We start from the raw sequence: 25,513 nt of genomic DNA, 5'->3' as shown, positions 1-25,513 counted from the left end.
TCAGCCCGCCGCGCGCGCCTGCAGCGCGTTGGCCAGCCGGCCGACGGTGGCGATGGCACCGACGAAGCGCGCATCCAGTTCCTGGCAGCACGACAGGCGCAGGCAATGACGGTATCGCGCACCGCGCGAGTAGACCTGGCCGGGCATGAACACCACGCCTTCGGCCAGCGCTTGCTCGAACAGGTTTCCGGCATCGATCGCCGCGGGCAGTTCCACCCACAGCAGGAAGCCACCGGTCGGCTGGGTGGCCGAGGTGCCGGACGGAAAATGCTGGGCGATCAGCCCACGCACGTGGGCCACCTGGTCGCTGTAGAGCCGGCGCAGCCCACGCAGGTGGTGCTCGTAGTTTCCGGCCTCCAGGAATGCGGCCACCGCATCGCCGAGCAGGCGTGATTCGGCGCCGGAGGAATGGAATTTCAGCAGCTGGATATCGGCAGCGAAGCGACCTCCGTCGAGCCAGCCGATCCGGTAATCCGGGGCCAGTGTCTTGGAGAAACCACTGCAGACCATGATCCAGCCATCGCGATCAAAGCTCTTGGCCAGCGGTTCCAGCGGCTCCTTGAACTGCAGTTCGGCGTAGACCGCATCTTCGATCAGCGGCACCTCGTAGTGATTCACCAGTGCGGCCAGGCGCTGCTTGTTCGGCACCGGCATGCTGCCGCCGAGCGGATTGTGCACGGTCGGCATGGCCATGATCGCGGCGATGCCCCCGGCCTCGAGCAGGGCTTCCAGCGCATCCAGATCGAGCCCGTCGCGTGGATGGGTCGGCAGCTCGATCGCGCGCAGGCCCAGGCTGCGCAGCAGCGGGTAGATGTTGAAGTACGAGGGCGCTTCGATCGCCACCGCATCGCCGGGTTTTGTCACCACGCGCAGGGCCAGCTGCAGGGCTTCCATCGCGCCATGGGTCAGCACCAGCCGATCCACCGTGGTGTGCAGCCCCAGCCGCGGCCCACGTTGCACGATCTGCGCCAGCAACCGCGCCGCACCGTTGGGACGTGCGTAGGTCTCCACCGTGGTGGCGGCACGACGCAGCACCTGCGCGGTACTGCGGGCCAGCTGCGCGCCGGGATAGAAGCGCTTGCCGCGCGGGCCGGCGAAGGCCAGATCGACGATGCCCGGCTGCTGCTGCGCGGCCAGCACGCGCGCCATCATCGCCTGCTGGGCGGGTGCGCTCGGCGGCGACGGTGCCTGCCGCAGCGACTGCGTGGGTTCGGGCAGGCGCGGGCTGACCACGAAGCCGGCCTTGGGCCGCGGCAGCACCAGCCCGGCGTCTTCCAGCTGCCGATAGGCCGCGATCACCGTGTTGAGGCTGAGGCTGCGCTGCGTGGCCAGCCCGCGCAGCGAGGGCAGGCGGGCGCCGACCGGCAAGCGTCCGCTGCGGATCGCGTCGGCCATTTCATCGGCCAGGGATTGGTAGAGGTTGGTCGCCATCGGCAGCTGCATCCACAGAATCTGTAACCGTGCGGATGCCAGTCATCTGCATCTGTATCCGCGTCTGGCGCCAGCCTACCATGCGGTCTTGCGACTTCCCCCGCGCACGGCAGGTCACTGTGTGCCGTGCGTTTTTTCTCCTCCCCGAGCGCGCTCAGCGGGCCGAAATCGTGGTGCTCACCAGGCGCGGCTGCTCGCGGTACAGCGCCGGGTACTGCTGCTTCAGCGCGACCACCTTGGGCAGGTCGTTGATACGGATGTACAGCGATTCGGGGTGCAGCGTGAGGTAGTTCTGGTGGTAGCCCTCGGCGGCGAAGAACGGCTTGCCGCCGTCGACCTGGGTGACCACCGGCGCGGCGTAGGTCCTGGCCTGTTGCAGCTGGGCGATGTAGGCGCGGGTGGCATCGCGCTGGGCGGCGTCGTCTGCATAGACCGCAGAGCGGTACTGGGTGCCGCGGTCCGGGCCCTGCCGGTTGAGCTGGGTCGGATCGTGCGCCACCGAGAAGAACACCTGCATCAACTGGCCGTAGCTCACCTGCGAGGGGTCGTAGGTCACCTGCACCGCCTCGGCATGCCCGGTGCCGCCGCTGCCGACGCGCGGGTAGGTCGCGTTCGCCGCGCTGCCGCCGATGTAACCGGAGAGCGCACTATCCACGCCCTTGATGTGCTGGAACACGCCCTGCACGCCCCAGAAGCAGCCGCCGGCGAATACCACCTGGGCGCGCTTCACGCCCGGCTGGCGCAGGTCCGCCTTGCCGGCCGGTGCGGGCACGGCCACCGTCGCAGCGGCCGCGGCAGCCTGTGCGGGCCGATCCAGGCCCACCACCACGCTGGCGGTGAGTGCCGCGATGGCAACGGCGATGCCGCCGGCCACGAGTTTGTCGAATGCGATCTTCATGCGATGGCTCCTCAACCAAACGTAAAGGCGTAGGCGCGCACGCCTGGATCGAGGAACTCGATCTCGAAGGTGCGCTCCTGCACGTCGCCGGACTGGCGGATCAGCTGATACAGGCGGTTTTCATCCACGACGCCGTCGCCGTCGGCGGAAACATCGCCACCGGCCGCAGGGCCCGGCGCGTGCCCATCGATGCGCACGCGGAACCGCACGGGCTTGCCGTCTTCGCCCGGGGCCAACACGAGGTGCAGGTCGCGCGCATGGAAGCGGAAGGCGATGCGGCCGCCGCCCGTTTCCAGCCGGGCATCTTCGTTGCCCACGGTCCAACGCCCGGCCAGGGCCCACTGGTTGTGCTGCAGCGTCGCAGGCACGGCGTAGTCGGCGGGTTGATCCTGGCGCTGGCCGCCGGGCGAGGCGAAGTTCTCGGCACGCGCATGGCCGAGGTAGGTCTCCGGCGATTTGAGGTTGCCCATGTCGGCCTGGCGCGCCACGCCATCCAGCGTCATCGCCACCGGTGCATCGTCACCGGGCAGCGTGTTGCCGGCCTCGCGCAGCAGCTGGCGGATGATCTGCTCGGACTGTGCGTAGTTGCCCTCACCGAAGTGATGCGCACGGATCCGGCCCTGCGCGTCGATGAAGTAGTGGGCCGGCCAGTACTTGTTGTTGAAGCCGCGCCAGATGGCGAAGTCGTTGTCGATCGCCACCGGGTAGGTGACCTTCAGATCCTTCACCGCGCGCTGCACGTTGGCCAGGTTGCGCTCGAAGGCAAACTCCGGCGCGTGCACGCCGATCACCACCAGCCCGTGGTCGCGGTAGCGCTCGGCCCACTCACGCACGTAGGGCATGGCACGCAGGCAGTTGATGCAGGAGTAGGTCCAGAAATCGACCAGCACCACCTTGCCGCGCAGCGCCTGCGCATCCAACGGCGGGCTGTTGAGCCAGCCGGTGGCGCCGGCCAGCGGGGGAAGGGTGCCTTCCACCGGCAGCGGCTGACCGGCGCCACTGGCCGCGCTCGTCATCGCGGCACCGGCAGCAGGCTGCTGTGCCGGCAGCACGTCAAGCAGGCCCTGTTCCAGCTTGGCGGTGCTGACCGTGGAGAGCCGGGTCAGCACGCCGGTATCCCAGCCCATCGCGATGGCGACCACCGCCAGCAATGCGGCGATGCCCAGCCCGCGGCGTACCCACTCCCCCACGCCGAGGCGACGCTTGAGCGCGGCGAACACACGCCCGCCGATCCAGATCGCCAGGGCCAGCGAGGTGGCCGCGCCCAGTGCATAGGCGAGCAGCAGCCCGCTGGTGCCGACACTGGCCCCCTGCAGCGCCGCGCCGGTGAGGATCAGGCCGAGGATCGGACCCGCGCACGGTGCCCACAGCAGGCCGGTGGCGATGCCGATCAGCAGCGAGGTGCCAACGCCCCCGCGTCCGGCATCACTGGCCGCATCGGCCGAGGCGCTCAGCCGCGCGCCCAGCCGCTGGAACGGGGACAGCAGGCGGTCGGCCAGCGCCGGCCACAGCAGCGCCAGCGCAAACACCGCCATCACCACCAGCGCGATCCGGCGTCCGATCTGGTTGGCCTGCGCCACCCACTGGCTGCTCACCGCCGCCAGGCTGGCGACCACGGCGAACATCAGCGCCATGCCGATCAGCAGCGGCAGCCCACTGCGCAGGAAAGGGCGGTCGGACCGTGCGAACACGAACGGCAGCACCGGCAGGATGCAGGGGCTGAGGATGGTGAGCACGCCACCGAGGTAGGCCAGCACGAGCAGAAGCATGGAGAGGTCCTTCTATGACGCAGGGGAGTGCGGCGCTCAGGCCGCGACGAAATTCATGGCCACGCCGTTCATGCAATAGCGCAGTCCGGTCGGGCGCGGGCCGTCATCGAAGACGTGGCCGAGGTGGCCACCGCAACGCCGGCAGTGCGCCTCGACCCGGACCATGCCCAGCGTGGTGTCGCGGTCTTCGCCGACGGCATCGTGCAGCGGCGCCCAGAAGCTGGGCCAGCCGGTGCCGCTGTCGAACTTGGTGGAGGAGGAGAACAGCGGCAACGCGCACCCCGCACAGGTGAAGGTGCCGCGCCGGTGTTCCTTGTTGAGCGGGCTGCTGAACGGCCGCTCGGTGCCCTGCCGGCGCAGCACGCTGTACTGGGCCGGGGTGAGCTGCTCGCGCCACTGCGCATCGCTGCGCATCACCTCGAACTGGCGCGCAGGCGCGGCAGGCGCGGCAGGGGCCGCCGGGGCAGGGCCGCTGCAGGCAGTCAGGCCGAACAGGCCGGCCGCGGCCGCCATGCCACCCATTCCAAGCACATTGCGACGTGTGTAGCGCATGGCCGATCTCCGGGTACGGGAACGATGCGGCCATGCTGCGCCCGGCCCGGTCAACGAATCCTCACGCAGGGTTAAATTTTCCGTGACACATTCCGGTCGCGATCCGCCGACAATGCCTCATGCCCTCCTGCCGCCCCCCGAGCCGATGAGCAGCGCCAAGCGTGTCCTGATCGTCGAAGACGATGTCCACATCGCCAACCTGCTGCGCATGCACCTGCGCGACGAGGGCTATGAGGTCACCCATGCCGCCACCGGCGACGAGGGGTTGGCCCTGCTCGAAGGCCAGCCCTGGAGCGCGCTGGTACTGGACCTGATGCTGCCCGGCGTGGACGGCCTGGAGATCTGCAAGCGCGCCCGCGCGATGACGCGCTACACCCCGATCATCATCACCAGTGCGCGCGCCAGCGAAGTGCACCGCATCCTCGGGCTGGAGCTCGGCGCGGATGACTACCTGGCCAAACCGTTCTCGATGCTGGAACTGGTCGCCCGCGTGAAAGCACTGCTGCGCCGCGTGGAAGCGATGGCGCAGAACGCGCGCATCGATGCCGGTGAAACCGAGGTGGCCGGGCTGCGCATCGACCCGGTCGCACGCACGGCGCAGGTGGAGGGCAGGCCACTGGAACTGACCCCGCGCGAATTCGACCTGCTCTACTTCTTCGCCCGTCATCCAGGCCAGGTGTATTCGCGCATGGACCTGCTCAACCAGGTCTGGGGCTACCAGCACGACGGCTACGAGCACACCGTCAACACCCACATCAACCGGCTGCGCAACAAGATCGAGCGCGATGCGGCCAATCCGCAGCGCATCCAGACGGTCTGGGGGCGCGGCTACAAACTGGTCGATGGCAACGAAGGGGGCGGCGCATGATCCGGCTCACGTTGTCGCAGCGCCTGTCCGCGGTGTTCTTCGCGCTGCTGCTGTTGTGCTGTGGCGCGCTGGTGTGGATCCAGATGCGCAGCACCACGGTGCATGAGCAGGAAACCGTACAGCGCCTCTCGCGCGGGCTGGCCGAACACATCGCGCGCAGTGGCGAGTTGATGGATGGCCGCGGCATGCGCAACGGCGAAGTGCGCGCACTGTTCGGCAAGCTGATGGCGGTCAACCCGAGCGTGGAGGTGTACCTGCTCGACGACCAGGGCCGCATCCTCGGCCACGATGCTCCGGACGGTCATCTCAAGCGCAGCCGGGTCGATCTGGCACCGGTAAAGGCGCTGCTGCGCGACGAGCCGCTGCCGATCCTCGGCGATGACCCGCGCAGCGCCACCGGCCGCAAGGTGTTCAACGCGGCGCCGCTGTGGGTGCAGGGGCATCAGGCCGGCTACATCTACGTGGTGCTGGTCGGTGAACAGCGCGAAGCACTGGCGGCCAACATCGCCGCAAACAGTACGCTGCGCACCACGCTGTGGTCGTTGGCGATCGTCGCGGTGGTGGGCCTGCTGGCCGGCCTGGTCGCGTTCCGTTGGGTCACCCGCCCGCTGCGCCAGCTGACCCGGCGCATCCAGTCCTTCGATGTCGATGCCGCCACCCCCGATGCCGCCCCGCCGCCGGCGCCGCTGCGCAGCGGAGAGCGCGATGAACTGGCCATCCTGCAGCACAGCTTTGGTCACATGGCCCAGCGCCTGGGCGAGCAATGGCAACAGTTGCGCCAACAGGACCTGCAGCGGCGCGAGCTGGTGGCCAATATCTCCCACGACCTGCGCACGCCGCTGTCCTCGCTGCACGGGTATCTGGAAACGCTGGCCCTCAAAGACGCCACGCTGGGCGCCGACGAGCGCCAGCGCTATCTCTCGATCGCGCTGTCGCAGAGCCACAAGGTCGGGCGCCTGGCCCAGGCATTGTTCGAGCTGGCCCGGCTCGAACACGGCGGTGTCGTACTGGACCGCCAGGCGTTCTCGCTGCCGGATCTGATCCAGGATGTGTTCCAGAAATTCGAGCTGGCGGCCGAGTCCCGCCGGCAGACACTCAGCGCCGACATTCCGCCGGGTATCCCGCCGGTGATCGCGGACCTGGCATTGATCGAGCGGGTGCTGACCAACCTGCTCGACAACGCGATCCGCCATACGCCGGAAGGCGGGCGCATCACGGTCACCCTGCGCGCGGCCGATGGCCAGGTGCAGGTCAGCGTGGCCGATACTGGCTCGGGCATTGCCGCCGAACGCCGCGCCACCCTGTTTACCGCGATGCCGGCGTTGAGCAGCCAGCGGCCGGACAGCGGTGGTCTGGGCCTGCTGATCGTGCATCGCATCGTGCAGTTGCACGGGCGTGAGATCCGCCTGCTGGAGAGCCCGGAAGGGGCGTTGTTCGTGTTCTCGTTGCCGGCGGCGCGGTAACAGCGCCCAAAAAAAGACCCGACAGAGGGAGGGTTCTGTCGGGTCTGGGATTGCGTGGGGGGAGGGACCCACGCAAATTCGATGTTGTCCGGCTCAGCCGCGGGTCTTGCCCGCGCTGGGCGTGGCGGCCGCGAACGGCTGCCGGGCGAGTTCGCTGAAGGCTTCGGAGGCCTTCAACCCCAGGCCGGCCACTTCCTGGCTGGCGCTGGTCCAACGGGCGAGGTTGTCACGTGCCAGTTGCGCGCCCTTGGGCAGCAGCGACTGCAGCGTGCCGGAATCCTGTGACTGCACGATTTCACCCAAGAACCCGCTGGTGGCGGTGATGTTCTTCTCCAGCGTCTTCAACTGCACCCCGAACATGCTTTCGGCATTTTCCAGCGCGAGCCGGTTGGCGCGCGTGGCCGTGGCGGCCAGCTGGCGGGTGTAGTCGCTGAAGGAATCGGTGAACGCGGACGCCATGGTCAGGACAGCTCGAGAACGTTGATGCAATGCAGCATACGCCGAATATATTGCATTGCAACATTTCATTGCCAGTTGTGGTCCGGTTTCAACTGAACCGCTTTCCGATCAATGGGTTGCGTGGGTCGGGGGCCGCGATGACTGGCGGGCAGCCGACCAACGGTCGGCTCTACCGCGCTGTGCACCCGCGCGCCGCCAATCAACCGCGATAGCGGCAGCCGGACGTGCAGGTTTCGTGCACGGTGACTTCGCTCAGCTCGGGCAGGGCCGGCTTGAGTTCGTTCCAGATCCAGGCCGCCAGCCGCTCGCTGGTCGGGTTCTCCAGACCGGGGATGTCATTGAGGTAGTGGTGGTCCAGGCGGTCATAGATCGGCTGGAAGGCGGCTTTGACGTCGCCGAAATCCATGATCCAGCCGGTCTGCTCACCTGGCTCGCCCTCCACTTTCAGTTCCACCCGGAACGAGTGGCCGTGCAGGCGCGCGCACTTGTGGCCCGGCGGCACATTGGGGAGGTGGTGAGCGGCCTCGAGGGTAAAGACTTTGAAGATTTCCATGGCCGCATTGTAGCGGTGGGCCGGGGGTGCGGCAGCGCCAGGCCGTTAATTGTTGCTAACGAAAACATTTCCATCCGGATGAAGAGATGTTAGTTTCTCTTATATCCGTATGAAGAGATGTTATTGGCCGTGGTTCAGCCAGACATGGACTACTGCGGAACTTGTCGTCCACCACCCCACTGAAGTTCATGCCCAAGCCCACTCTTCTTGTAGCGGCGTTGTCCGTCGCTCTGGCAACGCCTTTGACCGCGTTCGCCGACGCCGCCCCCGATGCCGCCGCCGCCGGCGACAGCAAGACCCTCGCCGCCGTACGGGTCACCGGGTCCAACATCAAGCGCACCGATACCGAGTCGGCCAACCCGGTGCAGGTGATCGAGCGCCAGCAGCTGGAGGAGACCGGCAAGGCCACCGTCGCCGACCTGCTGCGCTCGATCTCGGCCAACACCGGCAACGCCAACAACGAAACCACCAACAACGGCTGGGCCTCCGGCTCGGCCGGCATCGGCCTGCGCGGCCTGTCGCAGAAGAACACGCTGGTACTGCTCAACGGCCGCCGCCTGGCCAACTACGGCTTCCCGGCCGGCGGCCTGTCGGACACCTTCGTCAACCTCAACGCGCTGCCGCTGGTCGCCGTGGAACGCATCGAAGTGCTCAAGGACGGCGCCTCGGCGGTGTACGGCTCGGACGCGGTGGCCGGCGTGGTCAACATCATCACCCGGCAGAATTTCCAGGGCGCCGAACTCGGTGGCAGCCTCGGCAACGCCGACCAGGGCGGGCTGGACGAGCAGAACCTGAAGTTCATCGGCGGCATCGGTGATCTGGACACGGATGGCTACAACATCCTGGTCAGCCTGGAAGGCTACAACCGCGAGCGCCTGGACCAGGACCAGCGCGACCTGACCAAGTCGGGCATCTACACGGACAAGCCCGGCGGCCGCTGGAACGGCTGGTCGGCCAAGGGTGCGCGTTATCTGGTCAACGGCACCTCGGTGCCGATGCTCGATGCCAACGGCAACTGCCCGGAGGGCACCACCCTGGTCGCCAGCGCGCCGATCGATGGCCTGGCCGGCAACACCTGCGGCTTCAACCAGGCGCCGTACACCACGCTGATCCCCTCGACCAAGCGTTACCAGGCCTACGTCAACGGCACCTTCCGGGTGAACGACAACGTCGAAGCCTTCGGTGAAGTGCTCTACAGCGACATCAAGGGCGTCTCCTGGTTCGGCAGCAGCCCGTTCTTCACCCTGGAAAGCGGCCGCTTCGCGCTCAACGCCGATACCGGGCTGGCCGAGCCGGTCTCCTCCAATCTGCCGGCGAGCAGCCCTTACAACCCCTACGGCCGCGCCGTGCCGATCGAGTACACCTTCTTCAACCTCGGTGCGACCATCAAGACCAACCGCTCGCAGGCCTACCGCGGCCTGGTCGGGCTGCGCGGCAGCCTGCAGAACTGGGACTGGGAAGTGGGTGCATTCGGTGCGCGCAGCAGTGAGCGCGAGACCGTCTCCGGCGGCTTCGCCAACCGCTATGCGCTGGCCGATGCGCTGGCCACCGGCAGCTACAACCTGCTCAATCCCGCGGCCACCCCGCAGGACGTGCTCAACGCGATCAACATCAGCACGCTGCGCCCGGCCGAGTCGGTGCTGCAGGGCGTGGATGCCAAGATCTCCGGTGCGATCGGGCACACCTGGGCCGGCGAGATCGGCTTTGCCGCCGGTGCCGAGTGGCGCCGCGAAAAACTCGATTCCAACAATCCCTGGCAGATCGATGCGGGCCTGCAGATCCGCCCGGCGATCGCCGAGGTGCACGGTGAGCGCAAGGTGACCGCGGCCTATGCCGAAGTGAACGTGCCGCTGGCCGAGCGCCTGGAACTGCAGGCCGCCGCGCGGGCCGATCACTACAGCGATTTTGGCGATGCCTTCTCGCCCAAGCTGAGCCTGCGCTGGCAGCCGTGGGACATCCTGCTGGTGCGCGCGGCCGCCTCCAAGGGCTTCCGTGCGCCGTCGCTGTCGGAGAATTCCAACAGCACCAGCATCGCCTACGGCAGCGTGATCGATCCGCGTGATCCGGACGTGCCGGGCTCGCGGCAGAACCCGACCTTCTTCACTGTCGGCAACAACGATCTCAAGCCCGAGCGCACCAAGAGCTTCAATGCCGGCATCGTGCTCTCGCCGTGGTCCAACACCAGCCTGAGCGTGGACTACTACCGCATCGAGCTGGAGAACCTGGTAGGCACCAACAACACCCAGACCCTGGTCACCGATGACGTGCCCGGTGCGGTGCTGCGCGATGAGCGCGGCAAGCTGCTGGCGGTCTACAACCGCTATCAGAACCTGAGCGAGCTGAAGACCTCCGGCTTCGATGTCGAACTGCGCCAGCGCTTCCCGACCGAGCGTGCCGGCGACTTCGGCCTGAGCACCGCCTTCACCCACGTGCGCGACTACAGCCGCCCCACCGTGGTCGGTGGTCCGCTGGTGGATTACGCCGGCAGCAACCTCGGCGCCACCCTGCCCAAGAACAAGGCGACCACCACCTTCGATTGGAGCTATGGCGATTTCCGCACCGCGCTGACCTGGTACTACACCAGCGGCTACGACCAGAAGGCCAGCGCCGCGGCCACCGCCGTGCAGGATCGCGTGGATGCCTACAACCAGTTCGACCTGTACCTGGGCTACACCGGCATCGACAAGCTGACCCTGTACGCAAAGATCCAGAACCTGGCCGATGAGGAACCGCCGTACGACGCCTCGTTCCCGGGTATCCGCGCGCCGTACGACTTCAGTCAGTACGACCTGCGCGGGCGCTACTTCACGGTCGGCTTCGACTACCGCTTCTGAACCTGCGGGCCGGTCGCCTTCGCGCCGGCCCGGCACCTGGCTGCACCGGAGCGTGCGCATCCAACGGGGCCGGCGGAGATGCCGGCCCGCTTCATGGGGAACTGCTGTGTCTTTGCATCGTGTCGTGTCACGTCCCATCACCTGGCTGGTGGGCGCGTTGTGGTTGCTGGCCGCGCCAGCGTTCGCGCAGAGCGCGTACTTCTTCCCGCAGGGCGGCGAGTTCGATCCGTCCATTCCCACCCCGCAGCAGTTCCTCGGCTATGAGATCGGCAGCCGCTACACGCGGCACGACCAGCTGGTGGCCTACTTCAACGAATTGGCCAAACACTCGGACAAGATCAAGGTCGAACAGATCGGCCGCAGTTACGAGGGCCGCCCGCTGCTGATCGCCACGGTGACCTCGGCGCAGAACCTGCAGAACCTGGAGGCGCTGCGGCGCCAGCACGTCACCCTGGCCGATCCGGCGCAGCCGCTCTCGGCCGCCGGCAGCAGCCCGGTGGTGGTGTGGCTGGGCTACAGCGTGCACGGCAATGAAACCTCCAGCGGTGAAGCAGCGATGCTCACCGCCTACTACCTGGTCGCCAACCGCAGTGTGGAAACCGCGCAGTGGCTGCAGCAGGCGGTGGTGCTGTTCGATCCGGCACAGAACCCGGACGGGCGTGACCGCGCGGCGAGCTGGCACAATGCGTATGCGTCCTCGCCGGCCTCGGCCGACCCGGCCGACAAGGAACATGTCGAACCGTTCCCGCAGGGCCGCACCAATCACTACTTCACCGACCTCAACCGCGACTGGCTGGCGCTGACCCAGCAGGACACGCGGCCGAAGATCGCGTACTTCCACCAGTGGTATCCCAACGTCCAGATCGATTTCCACGAGATGGGCAAGGACAGCACCTACTACTTCGAACCGTCGCCGGCCAGCATGCACAGCCCGCTCATCCCGGCCTCGTCGTATGCGTTCAACAAGACCCTGGCCAAGTACCACGCACAGTCGCTGGATGCGCTGGGCTCGCTGTACTACACCGGGGAGAACTTCGATAATTTCTCGCCGGTCTATGGCTCGACCTACCCGGACTTCCACGGTGCGGTGGGGGTGACCGTGGAGCAGGCCAGCTCGCGCGGCCGCGTGCAGGAATCGGTCAACGGCCTGCTGACCTTCGGCTTCACCATCCGCAACCAGGTGGCCACCGGCCTGGGCACCGTGCGCGGCGCGGTCACCGAGCGCGACGGGCTGCTGAAGCTGCAGAAGGATTTCTTCCAGTCGGCCCTGAAGCAGGCCAACCAGCAGCCGGTGAAGTCGTTCGTGTTCGGCGACGCGGCCGATCCGGGCCTGACCCGGCGCCTGCTGGATCTGCTGCTGCAGCACCAGATCACCGTTCAGGCATTGAGCGCCCCGGTGACGGTGGACGGCCAACGCTTCGAGCCGGGCAGCGCCTACGTGGTCCAGGCCGCGCAGCCGCAGTTCCGCCTCGTCCATTCGATCTTCGCCGACACCCCGCCGATCAAGGGCGATGTGTTCTACGGCAGCACCTCCTATGCGATCGCACCAGCCTACGGCGTCGCATTCGCCGCCAGCCGCAGCCGGATTGCCGGTGGCGAGCGCGTGGCCAGCGTGCCGGACGCGAACGGCGGCGTGGTCGGTGGCCAGGCAGGCTATGCCTACGTGTTTGACTGGCGCGATTACAACGCCAGCCGCGCGCTGTACGCGCTGCAGGCCAAGGGCCTGCTGACCCGCGCCGCGTTCCAGCCGTTCACGGCAGCCACCGCGCAGGGCGAGCAGTCGTTCGGCTACGGCAGCGTGGTGGTGCCGGTGGCGGGCCAGCCGCTGGCCGGTGCCGAACTGCTCGCGGCGGTCGACGCCGCGGCACGCAGCAGTGGCGTGCATATCCAGGCGCTGTCCAGCGGGCAGAGCCGTGGGGGTATCGATCTGGGCAGCGACAGTGTCAAGGCACTGCGCAAGCCGGCGGTCGCGCTGGTGATGGGCGAGGGCGTGAGTGCCACCGAGATCGGCTCGGCCTGGTTCCTGCTTGATCAGCACCTGCAACTGCCGGCCAGCAAGATCGATCCGGCCCAGCTCGGCAAGGTCGCTCTGGATCGCTACACCACCATTGTCCTGGCCGGGGGCACCTACGGTGGCGTCGATGCCACCGCCGTGGCCGCGCTCAAGCGCTGGATCAATGCTGGCGGCACGTTGATCACCTACGGCACCGCCGCGCGCTGGGCAATCGAGCAGAAGCTCAGCGACGAAGTGCTGGGGCCGGAGGAGAAGGAACCGGAGGCGGCACGACGCGCCTTTGGCGATCAGCGCGACATCGCCGCGATCGAGCGCGTGAGCGGCAACATCCTCAGCGCCGACGTGGACACCACGCATCCGCTGGGCTTCGGCGTGCCGCGCCGGCAGCTGGCGGTGAACAAGGAAAACGGCCTGAGCTTCCAGCCCAGCCGCAACCCGTTCTCCACGGTGGTACGCATCGACGAAGCGCCCAAGGTCAATGGGTATCTGTCCGAGCGCAACCGCAGCCGTGTCGCCGGTGCGGCCTGGCTGCTGGTATCGCCGCAGGGGCAGGGCAACGTGGTGCTGTTCGCCGATGACCCGGCGCACCGCAAGTACTGGCATGGCACCGAGCGCCTGCTGTTGAACGCGATCTTCTTCGGCAACCAGCTCAACCCGACCAAGCCGCGCGGCTGACGCCTTCGGCAGCGGTAGTGCCGGCCGCTGGCCGGCTCCCGACCACACCCGGGGTGACACGCAGGCCTCCTCTGCAATGCGTCCGAAACAGCCGACCAACGTCGGCTGTTTTCGGTTGCTGGACACCCATCACACCCCTTGTGAAAATTCCGTATTGCGAATCATTCGCAATAAGAATAGGATGGCGCCCGCCGGGATCGCCCGGCTGTTTCCGCGAGAAGCCGCCCGCCTGATCGCTGCGCGTCCACGTTGTCGAACCGTAACCGTCCTTTCTCCAGGGGAACCTCCATGAAGATCGTCCCGCTCACCGCGGCCCTGCTGGCACTGGTGCTGGCGCCGGCCGCCCATGCACAGCCGGCCACCAAGGCCACCCCTGTGTCCCCGACCGCAGCCGCCTTCCTGGCGCAGTTCGCCACCGGAGGGACCTACAGCGTCAGCTGGGCCCAGTTCGAGGCCTTCCGCAAGCAGCGTTACACCGACACCGACCGCAACCAGGACGGCCACGTCGACGAACAGGAATACGTCGATGAGTACCTGCAGCGCTTCGATGTGCGCCTGGCCGACGCGCGCACCGGCCACCTGCGCCAGACCGACATCCGTTTCAAGGCACTGGATCGCGACGGGAACGGGGCGATCAGCCGCGCCGAGTACGATGCCGCCGGCGAACGCACCTGGGCCGGCTACGAGGCCTCGCAGAACGCCACGCAGGAGACGGCCGCGGCGTCTTCGCGCGATCCGCTGAAGATGCCGACCTCGCACACCGCCAACGGCATGCTGGAACTGTACGACCGCAACCAGGATGGCGCGGTGGATCGCGACGAGTTCGATGCAGTGCGTGCCGCGGGCTTCGCCGCCACCGATGCCGACGGCAACGGTACGCTGTCGCTGGCCGAATACACCGCCGAGTTCAGCGGCCGCCTGGAGCAGCAGCGCCAGCGTGTGCGTGCCGATGCCGCGCGCCAGGCCCGCGTGCGCTTCGCCTCGCTGGACAAGGACACCGATGGCCGCATGACCTTTGCCGAGTACCAGCTCTCGGGCAAGCGCATGTTCGACCGCGCCGACAGCAATGGCGACGGCATCGTCGATGCACGCGATCCCGAGCCGGTCGCCGGCGCGCACTCGGCCAACGGCAACCGCTAGCTGCCTGGACGTGCGCTGCATGTCGCACGCCTGCACCCACGGATGAACCCGGCGCGCGCCCCCTGCGCGCCCTTGCCCCCCAGCCCCGCTCGATCCACCGATCGCCGCAGCCAGGAACGGCCCGCCGCCACCGCGGCCTCACGCCATTACCTTCCCCTCCTGCGGAGCTTGATCATGAAGTCGTCCCTCACCCTGCTGGCGCTGGCGGTTGGCGCCAGCCTGTCCGTCACCGTGCATGCTGAAACCGCTGCCGATGCCAGCACGCTCGATACCGTGCGCGTGCAGGCCGAGCGCGCCAAGAAAACCCGTTCGACCAACCAGAACGTCACCGTCCTTACCGCGGCCGATCTCGACAACGAGATGGCCAACACGATGGAAGAAGCGATCCGCTACATCCCCGGTGTCAGCATCGTGGACATGGGCCGCTTCGGTGACAACGGCTTCAATATCCGCGGCCTGGAAAGCGACCGCGTCGCGATCACCGTCGATGGCCTGAGCCTGGGCGAATCGGTGGAAACCGCGCGGTCCTACGAGTTCTTCCGAGGTGGCCGCGGCGATGTGGACATCGATACCCTCAAAAGCCTGGCCGTGATCAAGGGCGCCGACTCGATCAGCGCCGGCAGCGGTGCGCTGGGGGGGGCGGTGGTGTTCACCACCAAGGACCCGGCCGACTACCTCACGCCCACCGGCAACGACACCCACCTGGGCTTCAAGGCGGGGTACTCCGGTGCCAATGACGAAACCATGGGCACGCTGACCTTTGCCAACCGTACCGGCATCGTCGAATCGATGCTGGTCTACACCCGCCGCGAAGGCCATGAATCCGAGTCGTGGTATGACACCACCAACGACCGCATCGGGGTCGGTCGCCGCACGCCGGATCCGGTGGACAGCACCCGCGACAACCTGCTGGGCAAGCTCGACCTGCAGCTCGACGAGGCCAACACGCTGGGCTTCCTCTACGAGCGTGGCCGCGCCACCAACGACGTGGACAACCTCTCGCGCGTCTACGCGCCGGGTTACCTGTCGCGCAAAGGCCATGACACCAACGACCGTGACCGCTACGGGGTGAACTACCAGTGGCGCGCTGACAACGCGCTGTTCGATACGCTGGATGCACAGCTGGACCGCCAGGTCACCGACAGCCGTGGCATCACCACCATCGTGGCCGGCAGCGGTTGCCCCGGCGGCACCACGCCATGCCTGCGCAGCGAGAACCGCTCGACCAAGCAGACCCTGGACCGCGCCGCGGCCGACTTCAGCAAGGTCTTCGCCACTGCCGGCGCGCGCCATGACGTGGTCTACGGCCTGGCCTGGCAGCAGCGCGACATCGATTTCACTGCGGTTGATACGCGCTGGAATGCGGCCGGCGCGGTCGCCTCGGTGGAGATCGACCCGCGGCAGGTGCCCAAGACCGACGTGACTGCCTGGAACCTGTACCTGCGCGACAGCGTGCAGCTGCTGGACGAACGGCTGACGCTCAGCGCCGGTGCGCGCTACGACCGTTACGATTACTCACCGCAGGTGGATGCCACCTTCGTGGACCGCACCGGCACCGTGCGCGATGTGAGCTTCGCTTCGCCGAGCTGGCAGCTGGGCGCCGAGTACCGCTTCCTGCCCGATCATGCGCTGTGGGCCCAGGTGGGTCGTGGCTTCCGCGCCCCGACCGTGGCGGACATGTATTCGCCGACCAGCGCCACCCAGGTCATCAACGCGCAGAACGGCCAGCCGCTGCTGCTCAACGACACCGTGTCCAACCCGGACCTGGAGGCGGAGGAGAGCCTGAATCTGGAGTTCGGCTACCGCTGGAGCACCGATCGCGCGCAGCTGGGCCTGTCGGTGTTCCGCGACCGCTACGAGAACTTCATCGAGTACACCAACCTGGTCCAGTCGGTACCCGGCGGCTTCCGCACCGCCGCCACCGGCCCGGTGCTGTATTCGCGCAACTACACGATGCCGACCAACGCGGGCGAAGTGACGGTGAAGGGCGTGGAACTGGAAGGGCGCTGGCAGATCAGCGACGCCTGGTCCTCGCGCCTGGCGGCCTCCTACAGCGAAGGCGAGAAGCGCAACGGCGACCCGCTGGAAAGCATCGTGCCGGCCAGTGCGGTACTGGGCGTGCGCTACGCGCCGTCGCCGGTGTGGAACCTCACCGCCAGCGTGACCCACGCCGTGGCCAAGAAAGCGAAGGACGCCTACACCACCGACGCCACCGGCAAGGTCACCACGCCGGCCTTCGTCGACAAGGCCGATGGCTACACCGTGCTGGATCTGTACGGCACCTGGAACGTCACCCCGCAGTGGAAGCTCAGCGCCGGTATCTACAACCTGACCAATGAGGAGTACTACCTCTGGCAGCGCGTGCGCAACATCAACAAGGGCACCAACACGCTGTACGGCTACGTCAACGATGAGGGCATCGGCCGCTACAGCGAGCCCGGCCGCAATGCGCGGATCACGGTGGCCTTCAGCTTCTGAGTCGGGGCGCCGAGCCACTGCCGGACAGGCGCCAACGACCGGGCCGGTAGTGCCGGCCGCTGGCCGGCTCCCGATATACACAAAAAAGGGCGACGCAGATGCGTCGCCCTTTTTGCGTTTCAGCGATGCCCGTAGGAATCAGCTGGCGCGACCGCCGCCGCCACCCTGGCTGCGACCGGCACCGCCACGGCGCTGGCCCTGCGGCTGGCCACCGCGCGGTGCACCGCGACCGGCGCCATCACGCTGGCCGCCACCGGCCTTCTTCGGGCCGGCATGGGCGTGGCGCGGGGCCTCGCTGTGCGGACGACGCGCATGCTTGCGCGGCGAACGATCGCCACCCGGCACTTCGGCCTTGCCCGGCGCACTGTTGCCCCAGCGGATCGGGGTCTGCGGCTCGAAGCCCGGCACGTCGCGGATGTCCATGTCCTTGTCGAGCAGGCGCACGATCTGGCGCAGCAGCTTGGCTTCGTCCTGGGCCACCAGCGAAATCGCCTGGCCGGTCGAACCGTTACGGCCGGTACGGCCGATGCGGTGCACGTAATCCTCGGCCACCATCGGCAGGTCGTAGTTGATGACCTTCGGCAGCTCGTTGATGTCGATACCGCGCGCGGCGATGTCGGTGGCCACCAGCACGGTCACGCGGCCGGCCTTGAAGTCACCCAGGGCACGCAGGCGCTGGCCCTGGCTCTTGTTGCCGTGGATCGCCGCGGTCTTGATGCCGGACTTGTCCAGGAACATCGCCAGCTTGTCGCAGCCATGCTTGGTACGGCCGAACACCAGGGTCTGCTCACGGCTGTCCTGCGCCAGCAGGTGCAGCAGCAGTTCGCGCTTGCGCGCGCCATCGACCGGATGCACGCGGTGGGTGATGGTCTCGGCGACGGTGTTCTTCGGGGTCACCTGGATCTGCGCCGGATCGCGCATGAACTCCAGGGCCAGCTGCTTGATGCTCTCTTCGAAGGTGGCCGAGAACAGCAGGGTCTGGCGGTTCTGGCGCGGCAGCTTGGCGAGGATCTTCTTGATCGACGGCAGGAAGCCCATGTCGAGCATGCGGTCGGCTTCGTCCAAGACCAGGATTTCGATGCCGGACAGGTCGACGCTGCGACGCTCGATGTGATCGATCAGGCGGCCCGGGCAGGCGACCAGCAGGTCCACGCCACGGCGCAGCACGTCGAACTGGTTGCCCATGCCGACGCCGCCGTAGATGCAGGCGCTCGGGATGCGCAGGTACTTGCTGTAGCCGCGCAGGCTGTCATGCACCTGGGTGGCCAGCTCGCGGGTGGGGGCGAGCACCAGTGCACGCGGCTTGCGCGGGCCATTGACGGCCTGCGGGTTGGTGCCCAGGTGCTGCAGCAGCGGCAGGCCGAACGCGGCCGTCTTGCCGGTACCGGTCTGTGCGCCGGCCAGCAGGTCGCGGCCTTCCAGGGCGAGCGGAATGGCCTGCTCCTGGATCGGGGTCGGGGTATCGTAGCCCTGCTCGGTCAACGCGCGCAGCAGGAACGGGGCAAGGCCCAAGGATTCAAAAGACATCGGGTGGAAGCTCCAAAGACAAAGTAACGCCAGGCCGAATGGCCGGACGCGAGGCAGATCAATGTGATCGGCTGACTCGGAGCGTTCCCGTGAACCGCGCTGCGAGAATTGGGTGCAGTCGACGCGGTGCGAAGACTGGAATGCATGACGAATGGCGTCGGAGTGGGGGCGGGCGACGGATCGTTGATCCATATCGCCGGCGATCCCGAAGGGAAACGGACGGCCGCTGCAGACCCGGATAGTCTAACGGATGTTTGAGACCCATACCAAACCTCCCTGTTCAGCTTGGGAGGAGGGGGCAGACCGATAGAGCCACGCCATGCGTGGCTGCTCCTGCGCGTAGGCAATGCATTAGGGTAAGGCGATGCGGCGGTGCAGCTGGTCGGTCCGCCAAGCATTTGATTACACTTGAAACCTATTTTCGCGATCCCGGATACCCACCCATGAAGCTTGGTTCTTTGAAGGAAGGCGGCCGCGACGGCACCCTGATCGTGGTCTCGCGCGATCTGCGCCAGGGCGTGCGCGCCACCGGCATCGCCGCGACCCTGCAGCAGGCCCTGGAAGACTGGAGCCACCTGGCCCCGCGCCTGAATGCCCTGTACGAATCGCTGAACGACGGTGACGCCGACGGCGTGTTCGACATCGACCTGCAGGCGCTGGCCGCGCCGCTGCCGCGTGCCTATGAATTCGTCGATGGCAGCGCCTACCTGCCGCACGTGGCCCGCGTGCGCCGCGCCCGTGGCGCCGAAGTGCCGGAGAGCTTCTACACCGACCCGCTGATGTACCAGGCCACGAGCGCCGGTTTCTACGGCCCGCGCGACGCGGTCAAGGTGGTCAGCGAGGAATACGGCATCGATCTGGAAGCCGAGCTGGTGGTGATCACCGACGACGTGCCCATGGCGGTGACGCCGGAGCAGGCCGCCGGCCACATCCAGCTGATCGGCCTGGTCAACGATGTCTCGCTGCGCAACCTGATCCCGGGTGAGCTGGCCAAGGGCTTCGGGTTCCTGCAGTCCAAGCCGCGCTCGGCGCTGTCGCCGGTGTTCGTCACCCCCGATGAGCTGGGTGACGCCTGGCAGGACAGCAAGGTCCACCTGCCGCTGCTCACCCATATCAATGGGGAATGGTTCGGCGCGCCGGAAGCCGGCGTGGACATGCAGTTCAACTTCGCCCAGCTGGTCGCGCACGCCGCCAAGACCCGTCCGCTGGGCGCCGGTGCGATCGTCGGCTCGGGCACCATCGCCAACGAGGACACCAGCAAGGGTGCGTCCTGCTTCGCCGAACAGCGCACCGTGGAAACCCTGCGCGATGGCAAGCCGAGCACGCCGTTCATGTCCTTCGGCGATGTGGTGCGGATCGAGATGTTCGATGCGGCCGGCGAGAGCATCTTCGGTGCGATCGAACAGCGCATCGAGCAGGCGGCCAAGCCCTGAGCACTGGCCGGGAGACCGCCATGGAACCGATCGAGCTGTTCAGTTACTGGCGCTCCAGCGCAGCCTACCGCGTGCGCATCGGGCTGAATCTCAAGGGCCTGCCGCACCGGATCACCCCGGTGCACCTGGTCCGTGAGGGCGGCGAGCAGCACGGCGCGGCCTATGCCGCGCTCAACCCGCAGGAACTGGTGCCGACCCTGCGCCATGGCGAGCGCGTGCTGCAGCAGTCGATGGCGATCCTGGAGTATCTGGACGAGGTGTTCCCGGCCCCGCCGTTGCTGCCCGTCGATGCGGAGGACAGGGCACGGGTGCGTGCGCTGGCGCAGCTGGTGGCCTGTGACATCCACCCGCTCAACAACCTGCGGGTGATGCAGTATCTGGAGCGCACGCTGCAGGCCGGCGCCGAGGCACGCACCCAGTGGACGCTGCACTGGATGGCGGAGGCGTTCGCGGCGATGGAAACGCTGTTGGCCGGCGATGCCAGGACGGGTACGTTCTGTCATGGCGACCAGCCCGGCCTGGCCGATGCCTGCCTGGTGCCGCAGCTGTACAACGCGCACCGGTTCGGGCTGGATCTGGCGCCGTACCCGACGTTGCAGCGGATCGAAGCCGCGTGCCTGGCCCTGCCGGCATTCGATGCAGCCAGGCCCGAGCATCAGATCGACGCAGGATGACGGTGGGCATCGACAGATCGACGAGGGGAGACGGGTAGGCATCGACCGTTGGTCGATGCGCCGTGTCGATTGCCCCCACCAACGGTGGGGAACTGCTAGAACCCGTGCGTGATCGCCGGGGCGGAGGCAGCCGAGTAATCCGCGTACGGATCGTGTTCGCTGCCGCCTTCGGACAGCCGGAATTTCAACGCCAGGCCATCGCGCGAGTCGGCCGCGCGCAGCGCCTCCTCCTGCTCGATGATGCCGTTCTTGGCCATCCGGAACAGGCACTGGTCGAAGCTCTCCATGCCTTCTTCCAGCGAGGCCTCCATCGCCGCCTTGATCTCGTGCACCTGGCCGCGGCGCAGCAGGTCGCGGATCATCGGCGTGTTGATGAGCACTTCGGTGGCCGGCAGGCGGCGCCCGTCCTTGCCCTTGACCAGGCGCTGGGAGACGACCGCGCGCAGGTTCAGGGAGAGGTTCATCAGCACGTTGCGGTGTGCGCTCTCGGGGAAGAAGTTGAGGATGCGCTCGATGGTCTGGTCGGCGTTGTTGGAGTGCAGGGTGGCCAGGCACAGGTGCCCGGTTTCAGCGAATGCGATGGCCGCCTCCATGGTTTCCGCATCCAGGATCTCGCCGATCAGGATCACGTCGGGCGCTTCACGCATCGCGTTCTTCAACGCGTCGTGGAAGGTGTGCGTGTCCAGCCCGACCTCGCGCTGGTTCACGATCGACATCTTGTGTTTGTGCAGGTACTCGATCGGGTCCTCGATGGTGAGGATGTGCCCGGTCGTGGTGCTGTTGCGGTGGTCGATCATCGAGGCCAGCGAGGTCGACTTTCCCGAGCCGGTCGAGCCGACCACCAACACCAGCCCGCGCGGGGTCATGATGACGTCCTTCAGGACCTGGGGCAGGTTGAGTTCTTCGATGCTGGGGATCTTGCTGCGGATCGCGCGGATCACCATGCCGACCTCGCCGCGCTGCTTGAACACGTTGACGCGGAAGCGCCCGGCGTCGGGCAGGGCAATGGCCATGTTGAGCTCGAGCTCGCGCTCGAACTGCGGGGCCTGGCCCTCATCCATCAGCGAGTAGGCGATCTTCTTGACCATCCCGGGCGGCAACCCGGTGTTGCCCAGCGGATAGAGTTTCCCCTCGATCTTGATGTATACCGGTGCTCCGGTCGTCAAGAACATGTCCGACGCGTTCTTTTCGGTCATCAGCTTCAGGAAATAGCCGATATCCATGCGAAATGTTTCCCCAACAATCAGCGGCTTGCCATTGCAAGCGCGCCGCAGGCTTCCGACAATGGCCGCGCACACAACTCTGGCGACGGCACCCCCAATGAAACCTAGCTTCGCACAAATACGACGGGCCCTGTATGTGACGGTGTGCGCATTCGCGCTCTCTGGTGCCGTACAGGCGCAGGATGGCGCGCTGGAACTGATGCAGGCCCGGCAGGCGGTCGACAAGGCCACCCAGGCCGATGCCGACCAGTACGCCCCGGACCTGATCGCCGTGGCCCGGCAGGGCCTGGAGCAGGCCCAGCGCGCCGCCGGTGACCGCCGCGAGCGCAAGAACGCGCCGATGCTGGCCGTTCGCGCCACGGTCGACGCCGACCTGGCCCGCGCCCGCAGCGAGGAAGCCACCGCTACGGCCCAGCTGCAGCTGCGCCGCAATGAAGTCACCCAGCTGCAGCGCCAGCTCGCCACCGGGGAAGACCGCTGATGCTCTCCACCAAGATGCGCATGCCCTGCCTGCTGCTGGCCGCCAGCCTCAGCCTGCCGCTGATGGCCCAGGCCGCCGATGACCCGGCGGTGGCCCAGCTCACCCAGCGCCTGATGGCGATCCAGGCCAACCCGGATGCCGCCCAGCTGGCCGCCTTCGAGCGCCTGCAGGCCCAGCAGGCGGTGGCCGATCTGGCCAAGGCCAAGCGCCGGGATCTGGACCAGGCCCGTTACCTGGCCGAGCGCCGGGTCGAGATCGCCGAGACCAGCGTCCGTGCCGCGTTGGCCCAGCGTGAGGTCGACCAGCTCGAGCGCACCCGCAGCGAGCTGTTGATCGAAGCCAGCCGCCGCGATGCCCAGCGGGCGCGCCAGGAAGCCGAGCGCCTGCGCGTGCAGGCTCAGATCCAGGCCGAGGAAAGCGAGCGCCTGCGCCAGGCGGCCGAGCAGGAAGCGTTGGCCCGCCAGGACGCCGAAACCGCGCTGACCAGCGTGGCCGGCAAGCAGACCGCGCGCCTGAGTGCGGCCCAGCAGAATGCCGCCAAGCTGGCCCGTGAAGAAGCCGAGCTGGTGTCGGGCAGCAAGCTGCCCGGCTCGAAGTTCGAATCCCGCGGGGAAGTGTTCACCTTCAGCGGCGACGCCTTTGCCGCCGGCAAGGGCAGCCTGTCCGGCGGGGCCAAGGGCCAGGCCAAGGCGCTGGCCGAGTACCTGAACATCGGCAAGAAGGGCCGGGTCCGGATCGAAGCCTATGACGCGGCCGCCGGCGTCGGCCAGCAGCGTGCCGAGGCGCTGCGCGATGCACTCGTGGCCGCCGGTGTCAGTGCCAGCCGGCTGCAGGTCAGCGGCAAGAAGGCCGCGGCGACCAAGGCCCGTTCGGCGGAAGTCATCATCGCGCCCTGATGCCGGGCCAGTGTTGCGTCATGACCGCGGGTCATGACGCAACTGGTTGTTTTTGTTTAATTTCCGTTGTTCTGCGCGTTCAGCCTGAACCCCGCCTAGGCGCGGTCGACGATATCGTTTGAAAGGGTTGAACCGGTCCCGAAGCAAGCGTAGGGTCAGTTGTCCGGGTCGCCTTCCGCGGCCTGGACGATTGGAGGGCCGGCAATGCACCAGCGCCACGAACCACAGCAGTCGCAGGTCCAGTACGCACTGGACGCCGCCGCGGGTTCGCAGGTCACGGTTGCCCGGCACTCCGCCCCAAGCGCCCCGTGCCGTCAGGCCGGGGCGTTCTTGTTTCTGCAGAAGCGATAGGAGGTTCATCATGTTTGAAGGTCAGCCCCAGAGCGATATCGACGCACGGCGCAAGCAGGATCCCGAATTCAAGGCGCTTTACGAACGGCACCAGAAGTTGAACAAGAAGTGCATGGATGCCGAGCTGGGTGTGCTCCCGATAGACAGCCTCACCCTGGGACAGATGAAGCGTGAAAAGCTGCTGGCCAAGCAGAAACTGGAACGGATGTACGCCTCCCCCGTGCACTGACCCCCTCTTGCCACCCTACGTCGCGGGCGGTTCCGGTCTCCTCGTCGACCGGTGCCGTCCGCGCCGCTCCGGGTCCGTTCCCGCAGCGGCAAACCGGCCGCAAGGCTGATGAACGCGGCAACCTGACTTTCGCCGCCAACCGTCGGATAATCACCGGTCCGGCCGCATTGCGGCGCGAATCGATGTGAACCGATGGCAATCCACTCCTCCGTACTCGAACTCATTGGCCAGACCCCGATCGTCAAGGCCCAGCGCCTGGATACGGGGGTCTGCGAGCTTTACCTGAAGCTCGAGAGTGCCAATCCCGGAGGATCGATCAAGGACCGCATCGGCCTGTCGATGATCGAAGCCGCCGAGAAGCGTGGCGACCTCAAGCCGGGCGCGACCCTGGTCGAGGGCACCGCCGGCAACACCGGCCTGGGCCTGGCGCTGGTCGCCCAGCAGAAGGGCTACAAGCTGATCCTGGTCGTGCCGGACAAGATGAGCCGCGAGAAGATCTTCAACCTGAAGGCGATGGGTGCCGAAGTGCGCCTGACCCGTTCGGACGTGGCCAAGGGCCACCCGGAGTACTACCAGGACATGGCCAAGCGCGTGGCCGAGGAAACCCCCGGCGCGTACTTCATCAACCAGTTCGGCAACCCGGACAACCCGGCCGCGCACGAATTCGGCACCGGCCCGGAAATCCTGGCGCAGATGGACGGCGACCTGGACGCGATCGTGTTCGGCTGTGGCAGCTCGGGCACCATGACCGGCCTGTCGCGCGCCTTCGCCACCCTCTCGCCGAAGACCGAGCTGGTCCTGGCCGATCCGGTCGGCTCGATCCTGGCCGAGTACATCAATGATGGCGTGCTCAACGACAAGTCGGGCAGCTGGCTGGTGGAAGGCATCGGCGAAGACTTCCTGCCCTCGATCGCCGATTTCAGCCGCGTCACCAAGGCCTACGCGATCAGCGATGCCGAGAGCTTCCACACCGCCCGTGAACTGCTGGGCAAGGAAGGCATCCTCGGCGGGTCCTCCACCGGCACCCTGCTGGCCGCGGCGCTGAAGTACTGCAAGGAGCAGACCACCCCGAAGAAGGTGCTGGTGCTGGTCTGCGACACCGGCAACAAGTACCTGTCCAAGATGTACAACGACTACTGGATGCTGGACAACGGCTTCCTGGAGCGCCCGCAGTCGGGCGACCTGCGCGACCTGATCCTGCGCCCGTACGGCCAGCGCGACACTGTCGTGATCGGCCCGAACGACCTGCTGACCACCGCCTACCAGCGCATGAAGCTGTATGACGTGTCGCAGCTGCCGGTGATGGACGGCGACCAGCTGGTCGGCATCGTGGATGAAAGCGACGTGCTGCTGCATGTCTACGGCGATGAAGCCCGTTTCCGCGACCCGGTGGCCACCGCGATGGTCAGCAAGCTGGACCGCCTGGACGTGAAATCCCCGATCGAGGCCCTGCTGCCGGTGTTCGACCGTGGCCAGGTGGCCATCGTGATGGACGGCGCCAATTTCCTTGGCCTGATCACCCGGATCGACCTGCTGAACTACCTGCGTCGCCGCGTACAGTAAGC

The 25,513-nt window shown here is 67.2% G+C and carries 20 protein-coding genes; 12 read left to right on the top strand and 8 right to left on the bottom strand.

Going from position 1 to position 25,513, the window contains the following annotated elements:
• The 4 genes from ORK51_RS04460 to msrB form a co-directional block, all read right to left on the bottom strand.
• Positions 1 to 1,431: an aminotransferase-like domain-containing protein gene (locus tag ORK51_RS04460; protein ID WP_266084304.1), complete on the bottom strand. Its 1,431-nt coding sequence runs from the start codon at positions 1,429 to 1,431 to the stop codon at positions 1 to 3.
• Between the two features lie 154 nt (positions 1,432 to 1,585).
• Complete coding sequence (gene msrA, locus ORK51_RS04455; RefSeq protein ID WP_070426548.1) at positions 1,586 to 2,329, bottom strand: peptide-methionine (S)-S-oxide reductase MsrA; 744 nt, start codon at positions 2,327 to 2,329, stop codon at positions 1,586 to 1,588.
• Between the two features lie 11 nt (positions 2,330 to 2,340).
• The gene (locus tag ORK51_RS04450) at positions 2,341 to 4,098 is read right to left on the bottom strand and encodes a cytochrome c biogenesis protein DipZ (RefSeq protein ID WP_266084301.1); all 1,758 of its coding nucleotides are present in this window, start codon (positions 4,096 to 4,098) and stop codon (positions 2,341 to 2,343) included.
• A gap of 36 nt (positions 4,099 to 4,134) precedes the next feature.
• Positions 4,135 to 4,650 carry a peptide-methionine (R)-S-oxide reductase MsrB gene (gene msrB, locus ORK51_RS04445; protein WP_266084299.1) on the bottom strand — a complete coding sequence of 172 codons (516 nt, stop codon included), beginning with the start codon at positions 4,648 to 4,650 and terminating at the stop codon, positions 4,135 to 4,137.
• A gap of 145 nt (positions 4,651 to 4,795) precedes the next feature.
• Here msrB and ORK51_RS04440 point away from each other — a divergent pair, with 145 nt between their 5' ends.
• Positions 4,796 to 5,518: a response regulator transcription factor gene (locus tag ORK51_RS04440; RefSeq protein WP_070426551.1), complete on the top strand. Its 723-nt coding sequence runs from the start codon at positions 4,796 to 4,798 to the stop codon at positions 5,516 to 5,518.
• The gene (locus tag ORK51_RS04435; RefSeq protein ID WP_266084297.1) at positions 5,515 to 6,981 is read left to right on the top strand and encodes a sensor histidine kinase; all 1,467 of its coding nucleotides are present in this window, start codon (positions 5,515 to 5,517) and stop codon (positions 6,979 to 6,981) included. Before ORK51_RS04440 ends, ORK51_RS04435 begins: the two co-directional genes overlap by 4 nt.
• 93 nt (positions 6,982 to 7,074) lie before the next feature.
• On the opposite strand, the gene ORK51_RS04430 is transcribed toward ORK51_RS04435, so the two are convergent.
• Both ORK51_RS04430 and queD read right to left on the bottom strand, forming a co-directional pair.
• Positions 7,075 to 7,440 (bottom strand): phasin family protein, encoded by a 366-nt coding sequence (locus ORK51_RS04430; protein WP_266084295.1) that lies wholly within the window; start codon positions 7,438 to 7,440, stop codon positions 7,075 to 7,077.
• Between the two features lie 199 nt (positions 7,441 to 7,639).
• Complete coding sequence (gene queD / locus ORK51_RS04425; RefSeq protein ID WP_266084291.1) at positions 7,640 to 7,993, bottom strand: 6-carboxytetrahydropterin synthase QueD; 354 nt, start codon at positions 7,991 to 7,993, stop codon at positions 7,640 to 7,642.
• A 188-nt stretch (positions 7,994 to 8,181) separates the two neighbouring features.
• Here queD and ORK51_RS04420 point away from each other — a divergent pair, with 188 nt between their 5' ends.
• The 4 genes from ORK51_RS04420 (at position 8,182) to ORK51_RS04405 (ending at position 17,134) form a co-directional block, all read left to right on the top strand.
• Positions 8,182 to 10,827, top strand: coding sequence for a TonB-dependent receptor (locus ORK51_RS04420; protein ID WP_266084320.1), 2,646 nt, complete (start codon positions 8,182 to 8,184; stop codon positions 10,825 to 10,827).
• A gap of 106 nt (positions 10,828 to 10,933) precedes the next feature.
• Entirely contained in the window at positions 10,934 to 13,516 is a 2,583-nt protein-coding gene (locus ORK51_RS04415) for a M14 family zinc carboxypeptidase (protein WP_429000609.1), read from the top strand.
• 288 nt (positions 13,517 to 13,804) lie between these two features.
• Entirely contained in the window at positions 13,805 to 14,656 is an 852-nt protein-coding gene (locus tag ORK51_RS04410; protein WP_266084287.1) for an EF-hand domain-containing protein, read from the top strand.
• Positions 14,657 to 14,830: 174 nt separating this feature from the next.
• A complete protein-coding gene (locus tag ORK51_RS04405; RefSeq protein WP_266084285.1) occupies positions 14,831 to 17,134 on the top strand; it encodes a TonB-dependent hemoglobin/transferrin/lactoferrin family receptor in 2,304 nt (767 codons plus the stop codon).
• A 138-nt stretch (positions 17,135 to 17,272) separates the two neighbouring features.
• On the opposite strand, the gene ORK51_RS04400 is transcribed toward ORK51_RS04405, so the two are convergent.
• The gene (locus tag ORK51_RS04400; protein WP_070426556.1) at positions 17,273 to 18,661 is read right to left on the bottom strand and encodes a DEAD/DEAH box helicase; all 1,389 of its coding nucleotides are present in this window, start codon (positions 18,659 to 18,661) and stop codon (positions 17,273 to 17,275) included.
• 443 nt (positions 18,662 to 19,104) lie between these two features.
• Here ORK51_RS04400 and ORK51_RS04395 point away from each other — a divergent pair, with 443 nt between their 5' ends.
• Positions 19,105 to 20,094, top strand: coding sequence for a fumarylacetoacetate hydrolase family protein (locus ORK51_RS04395; protein WP_046273781.1), 990 nt, complete (start codon positions 19,105 to 19,107; stop codon positions 20,092 to 20,094).
• A 20-nt stretch (positions 20,095 to 20,114) separates the two neighbouring features.
• Entirely contained in the window at positions 20,115 to 20,768 is a 654-nt protein-coding gene (gene maiA, locus ORK51_RS04390; protein WP_266084281.1) for a maleylacetoacetate isomerase, read from the top strand.
• A gap of 95 nt (positions 20,769 to 20,863) precedes the next feature.
• Here maiA and ORK51_RS04385 read toward each other — a convergent pair whose 3' ends face one another.
• On the bottom strand, positions 20,864 to 21,991 hold the full coding sequence (locus ORK51_RS04385) for a PilT/PilU family type 4a pilus ATPase (protein WP_046273783.1): 1,128 nt from the start codon (positions 21,989 to 21,991) through the stop codon (positions 20,864 to 20,866).
• A 97-nt stretch (positions 21,992 to 22,088) separates the two neighbouring features.
• Here ORK51_RS04385 and ORK51_RS04380 point away from each other — a divergent pair, with 97 nt between their 5' ends.
• The 4 genes from ORK51_RS04380 (at position 22,089) to ORK51_RS04365 (ending at position 25,511) form a co-directional block, all read left to right on the top strand.
• Positions 22,089 to 22,472, top strand: a complete 384-nt coding sequence (locus ORK51_RS04380; protein ID WP_070426558.1) for a DUF4398 domain-containing protein — start codon at positions 22,089 to 22,091, stop codon at positions 22,470 to 22,472.
• A gap of 14 nt (positions 22,473 to 22,486) precedes the next feature.
• Entirely contained in the window at positions 22,487 to 23,368 is an 882-nt protein-coding gene (locus tag ORK51_RS04375) for an OmpA family protein (RefSeq protein WP_070427525.1), read from the top strand.
• 361 nt (positions 23,369 to 23,729) lie between these two features.
• A complete protein-coding gene (locus ORK51_RS04370; protein WP_019182593.1) occupies positions 23,730 to 23,948 on the top strand; it encodes an HP1242/YdcH family protein in 219 nt (72 codons plus the stop codon).
• A gap of 192 nt (positions 23,949 to 24,140) precedes the next feature.
• A complete protein-coding gene (locus ORK51_RS04365) occupies positions 24,141 to 25,511 on the top strand; it encodes a pyridoxal-phosphate dependent enzyme (RefSeq protein ID WP_019182592.1) in 1,371 nt (456 codons plus the stop codon).
• Positions 25,512 to 25,513 lie beyond the last annotated feature (2 nt).

The sequence above is a fragment of the Stenotrophomonas sp. RIT-551 genome, assembly GCF_026241915.1.
Classification (GTDB): Bacteria; Pseudomonadota; Gammaproteobacteria; order Xanthomonadales; family Xanthomonadaceae; genus Stenotrophomonas; species Stenotrophomonas bentonitica_A.
This window is presented reverse-complemented; position numbering and strand designations above follow the sequence as displayed.

What these genes read in the sequence shown, in the direction of transcription:
- ORK51_RS04460 (WP_266084304.1), bottom strand. Translation starts at nt 1,431, where the DNA reads ATGGCGACCAACCTCTACCAATCCCTGGCCGATGAAATGGCCGACGCG.
- msrA (WP_070426548.1), bottom strand. Translation starts at nt 2,329, where the DNA reads ATGAAGATCGCATTCGACAAACTCGTGGCCGGCGGCATCGCCGTTGCC.
- ORK51_RS04450 (WP_266084301.1), bottom strand. Translation starts at nt 4,098, where the DNA reads ATGCTTCTGCTCGTGCTGGCCTACCTCGGTGGCGTGCTCACCATCCTC.
- msrB (WP_266084299.1), bottom strand. Translation starts at nt 4,650, where the DNA reads ATGCGCTACACACGTCGCAATGTGCTTGGAATGGGTGGCATGGCGGCC.
- ORK51_RS04440 (WP_070426551.1), top strand. Translation starts at nt 4,796, where the DNA reads ATGAGCAGCGCCAAGCGTGTCCTGATCGTCGAAGACGATGTCCACATC.
- ORK51_RS04435 (WP_266084297.1), top strand. Translation starts at nt 5,515, where the DNA reads ATGATCCGGCTCACGTTGTCGCAGCGCCTGTCCGCGGTGTTCTTCGCG.
- ORK51_RS04430 (WP_266084295.1), bottom strand. Translation starts at nt 7,440, where the DNA reads ATGGCGTCCGCGTTCACCGATTCCTTCAGCGACTACACCCGCCAGCTG.
- queD (WP_266084291.1), bottom strand. Translation starts at nt 7,993, where the DNA reads ATGGAAATCTTCAAAGTCTTTACCCTCGAGGCCGCTCACCACCTCCCC.
- ORK51_RS04420 (WP_266084320.1), top strand. Translation starts at nt 8,182, where the DNA reads ATGCCCAAGCCCACTCTTCTTGTAGCGGCGTTGTCCGTCGCTCTGGCA.
- ORK51_RS04410 (WP_266084287.1), top strand. Translation starts at nt 13,805, where the DNA reads ATGAAGATCGTCCCGCTCACCGCGGCCCTGCTGGCACTGGTGCTGGCG.
- ORK51_RS04405 (WP_266084285.1), top strand. Translation starts at nt 14,831, where the DNA reads ATGAAGTCGTCCCTCACCCTGCTGGCGCTGGCGGTTGGCGCCAGCCTG.
- ORK51_RS04400 (WP_070426556.1), bottom strand. Translation starts at nt 18,661, where the DNA reads ATGTCTTTTGAATCCTTGGGCCTTGCCCCGTTCCTGCTGCGCGCGTTG.
- ORK51_RS04395 (WP_046273781.1), top strand. Translation starts at nt 19,105, where the DNA reads ATGAAGCTTGGTTCTTTGAAGGAAGGCGGCCGCGACGGCACCCTGATC.
- maiA (WP_266084281.1), top strand. Translation starts at nt 20,115, where the DNA reads ATGGAACCGATCGAGCTGTTCAGTTACTGGCGCTCCAGCGCAGCCTAC.
- ORK51_RS04385 (WP_046273783.1), bottom strand. Translation starts at nt 21,991, where the DNA reads ATGGATATCGGCTATTTCCTGAAGCTGATGACCGAAAAGAACGCGTCG.
- ORK51_RS04380 (WP_070426558.1), top strand. Translation starts at nt 22,089, where the DNA reads ATGAAACCTAGCTTCGCACAAATACGACGGGCCCTGTATGTGACGGTG.
- ORK51_RS04375 (WP_070427525.1), top strand. Translation starts at nt 22,487, where the DNA reads ATGCGCATGCCCTGCCTGCTGCTGGCCGCCAGCCTCAGCCTGCCGCTG.
- ORK51_RS04370 (WP_019182593.1), top strand. Translation starts at nt 23,730, where the DNA reads ATGTTTGAAGGTCAGCCCCAGAGCGATATCGACGCACGGCGCAAGCAG.
- ORK51_RS04365 (WP_019182592.1), top strand. Translation starts at nt 24,141, where the DNA reads ATGGCAATCCACTCCTCCGTACTCGAACTCATTGGCCAGACCCCGATC.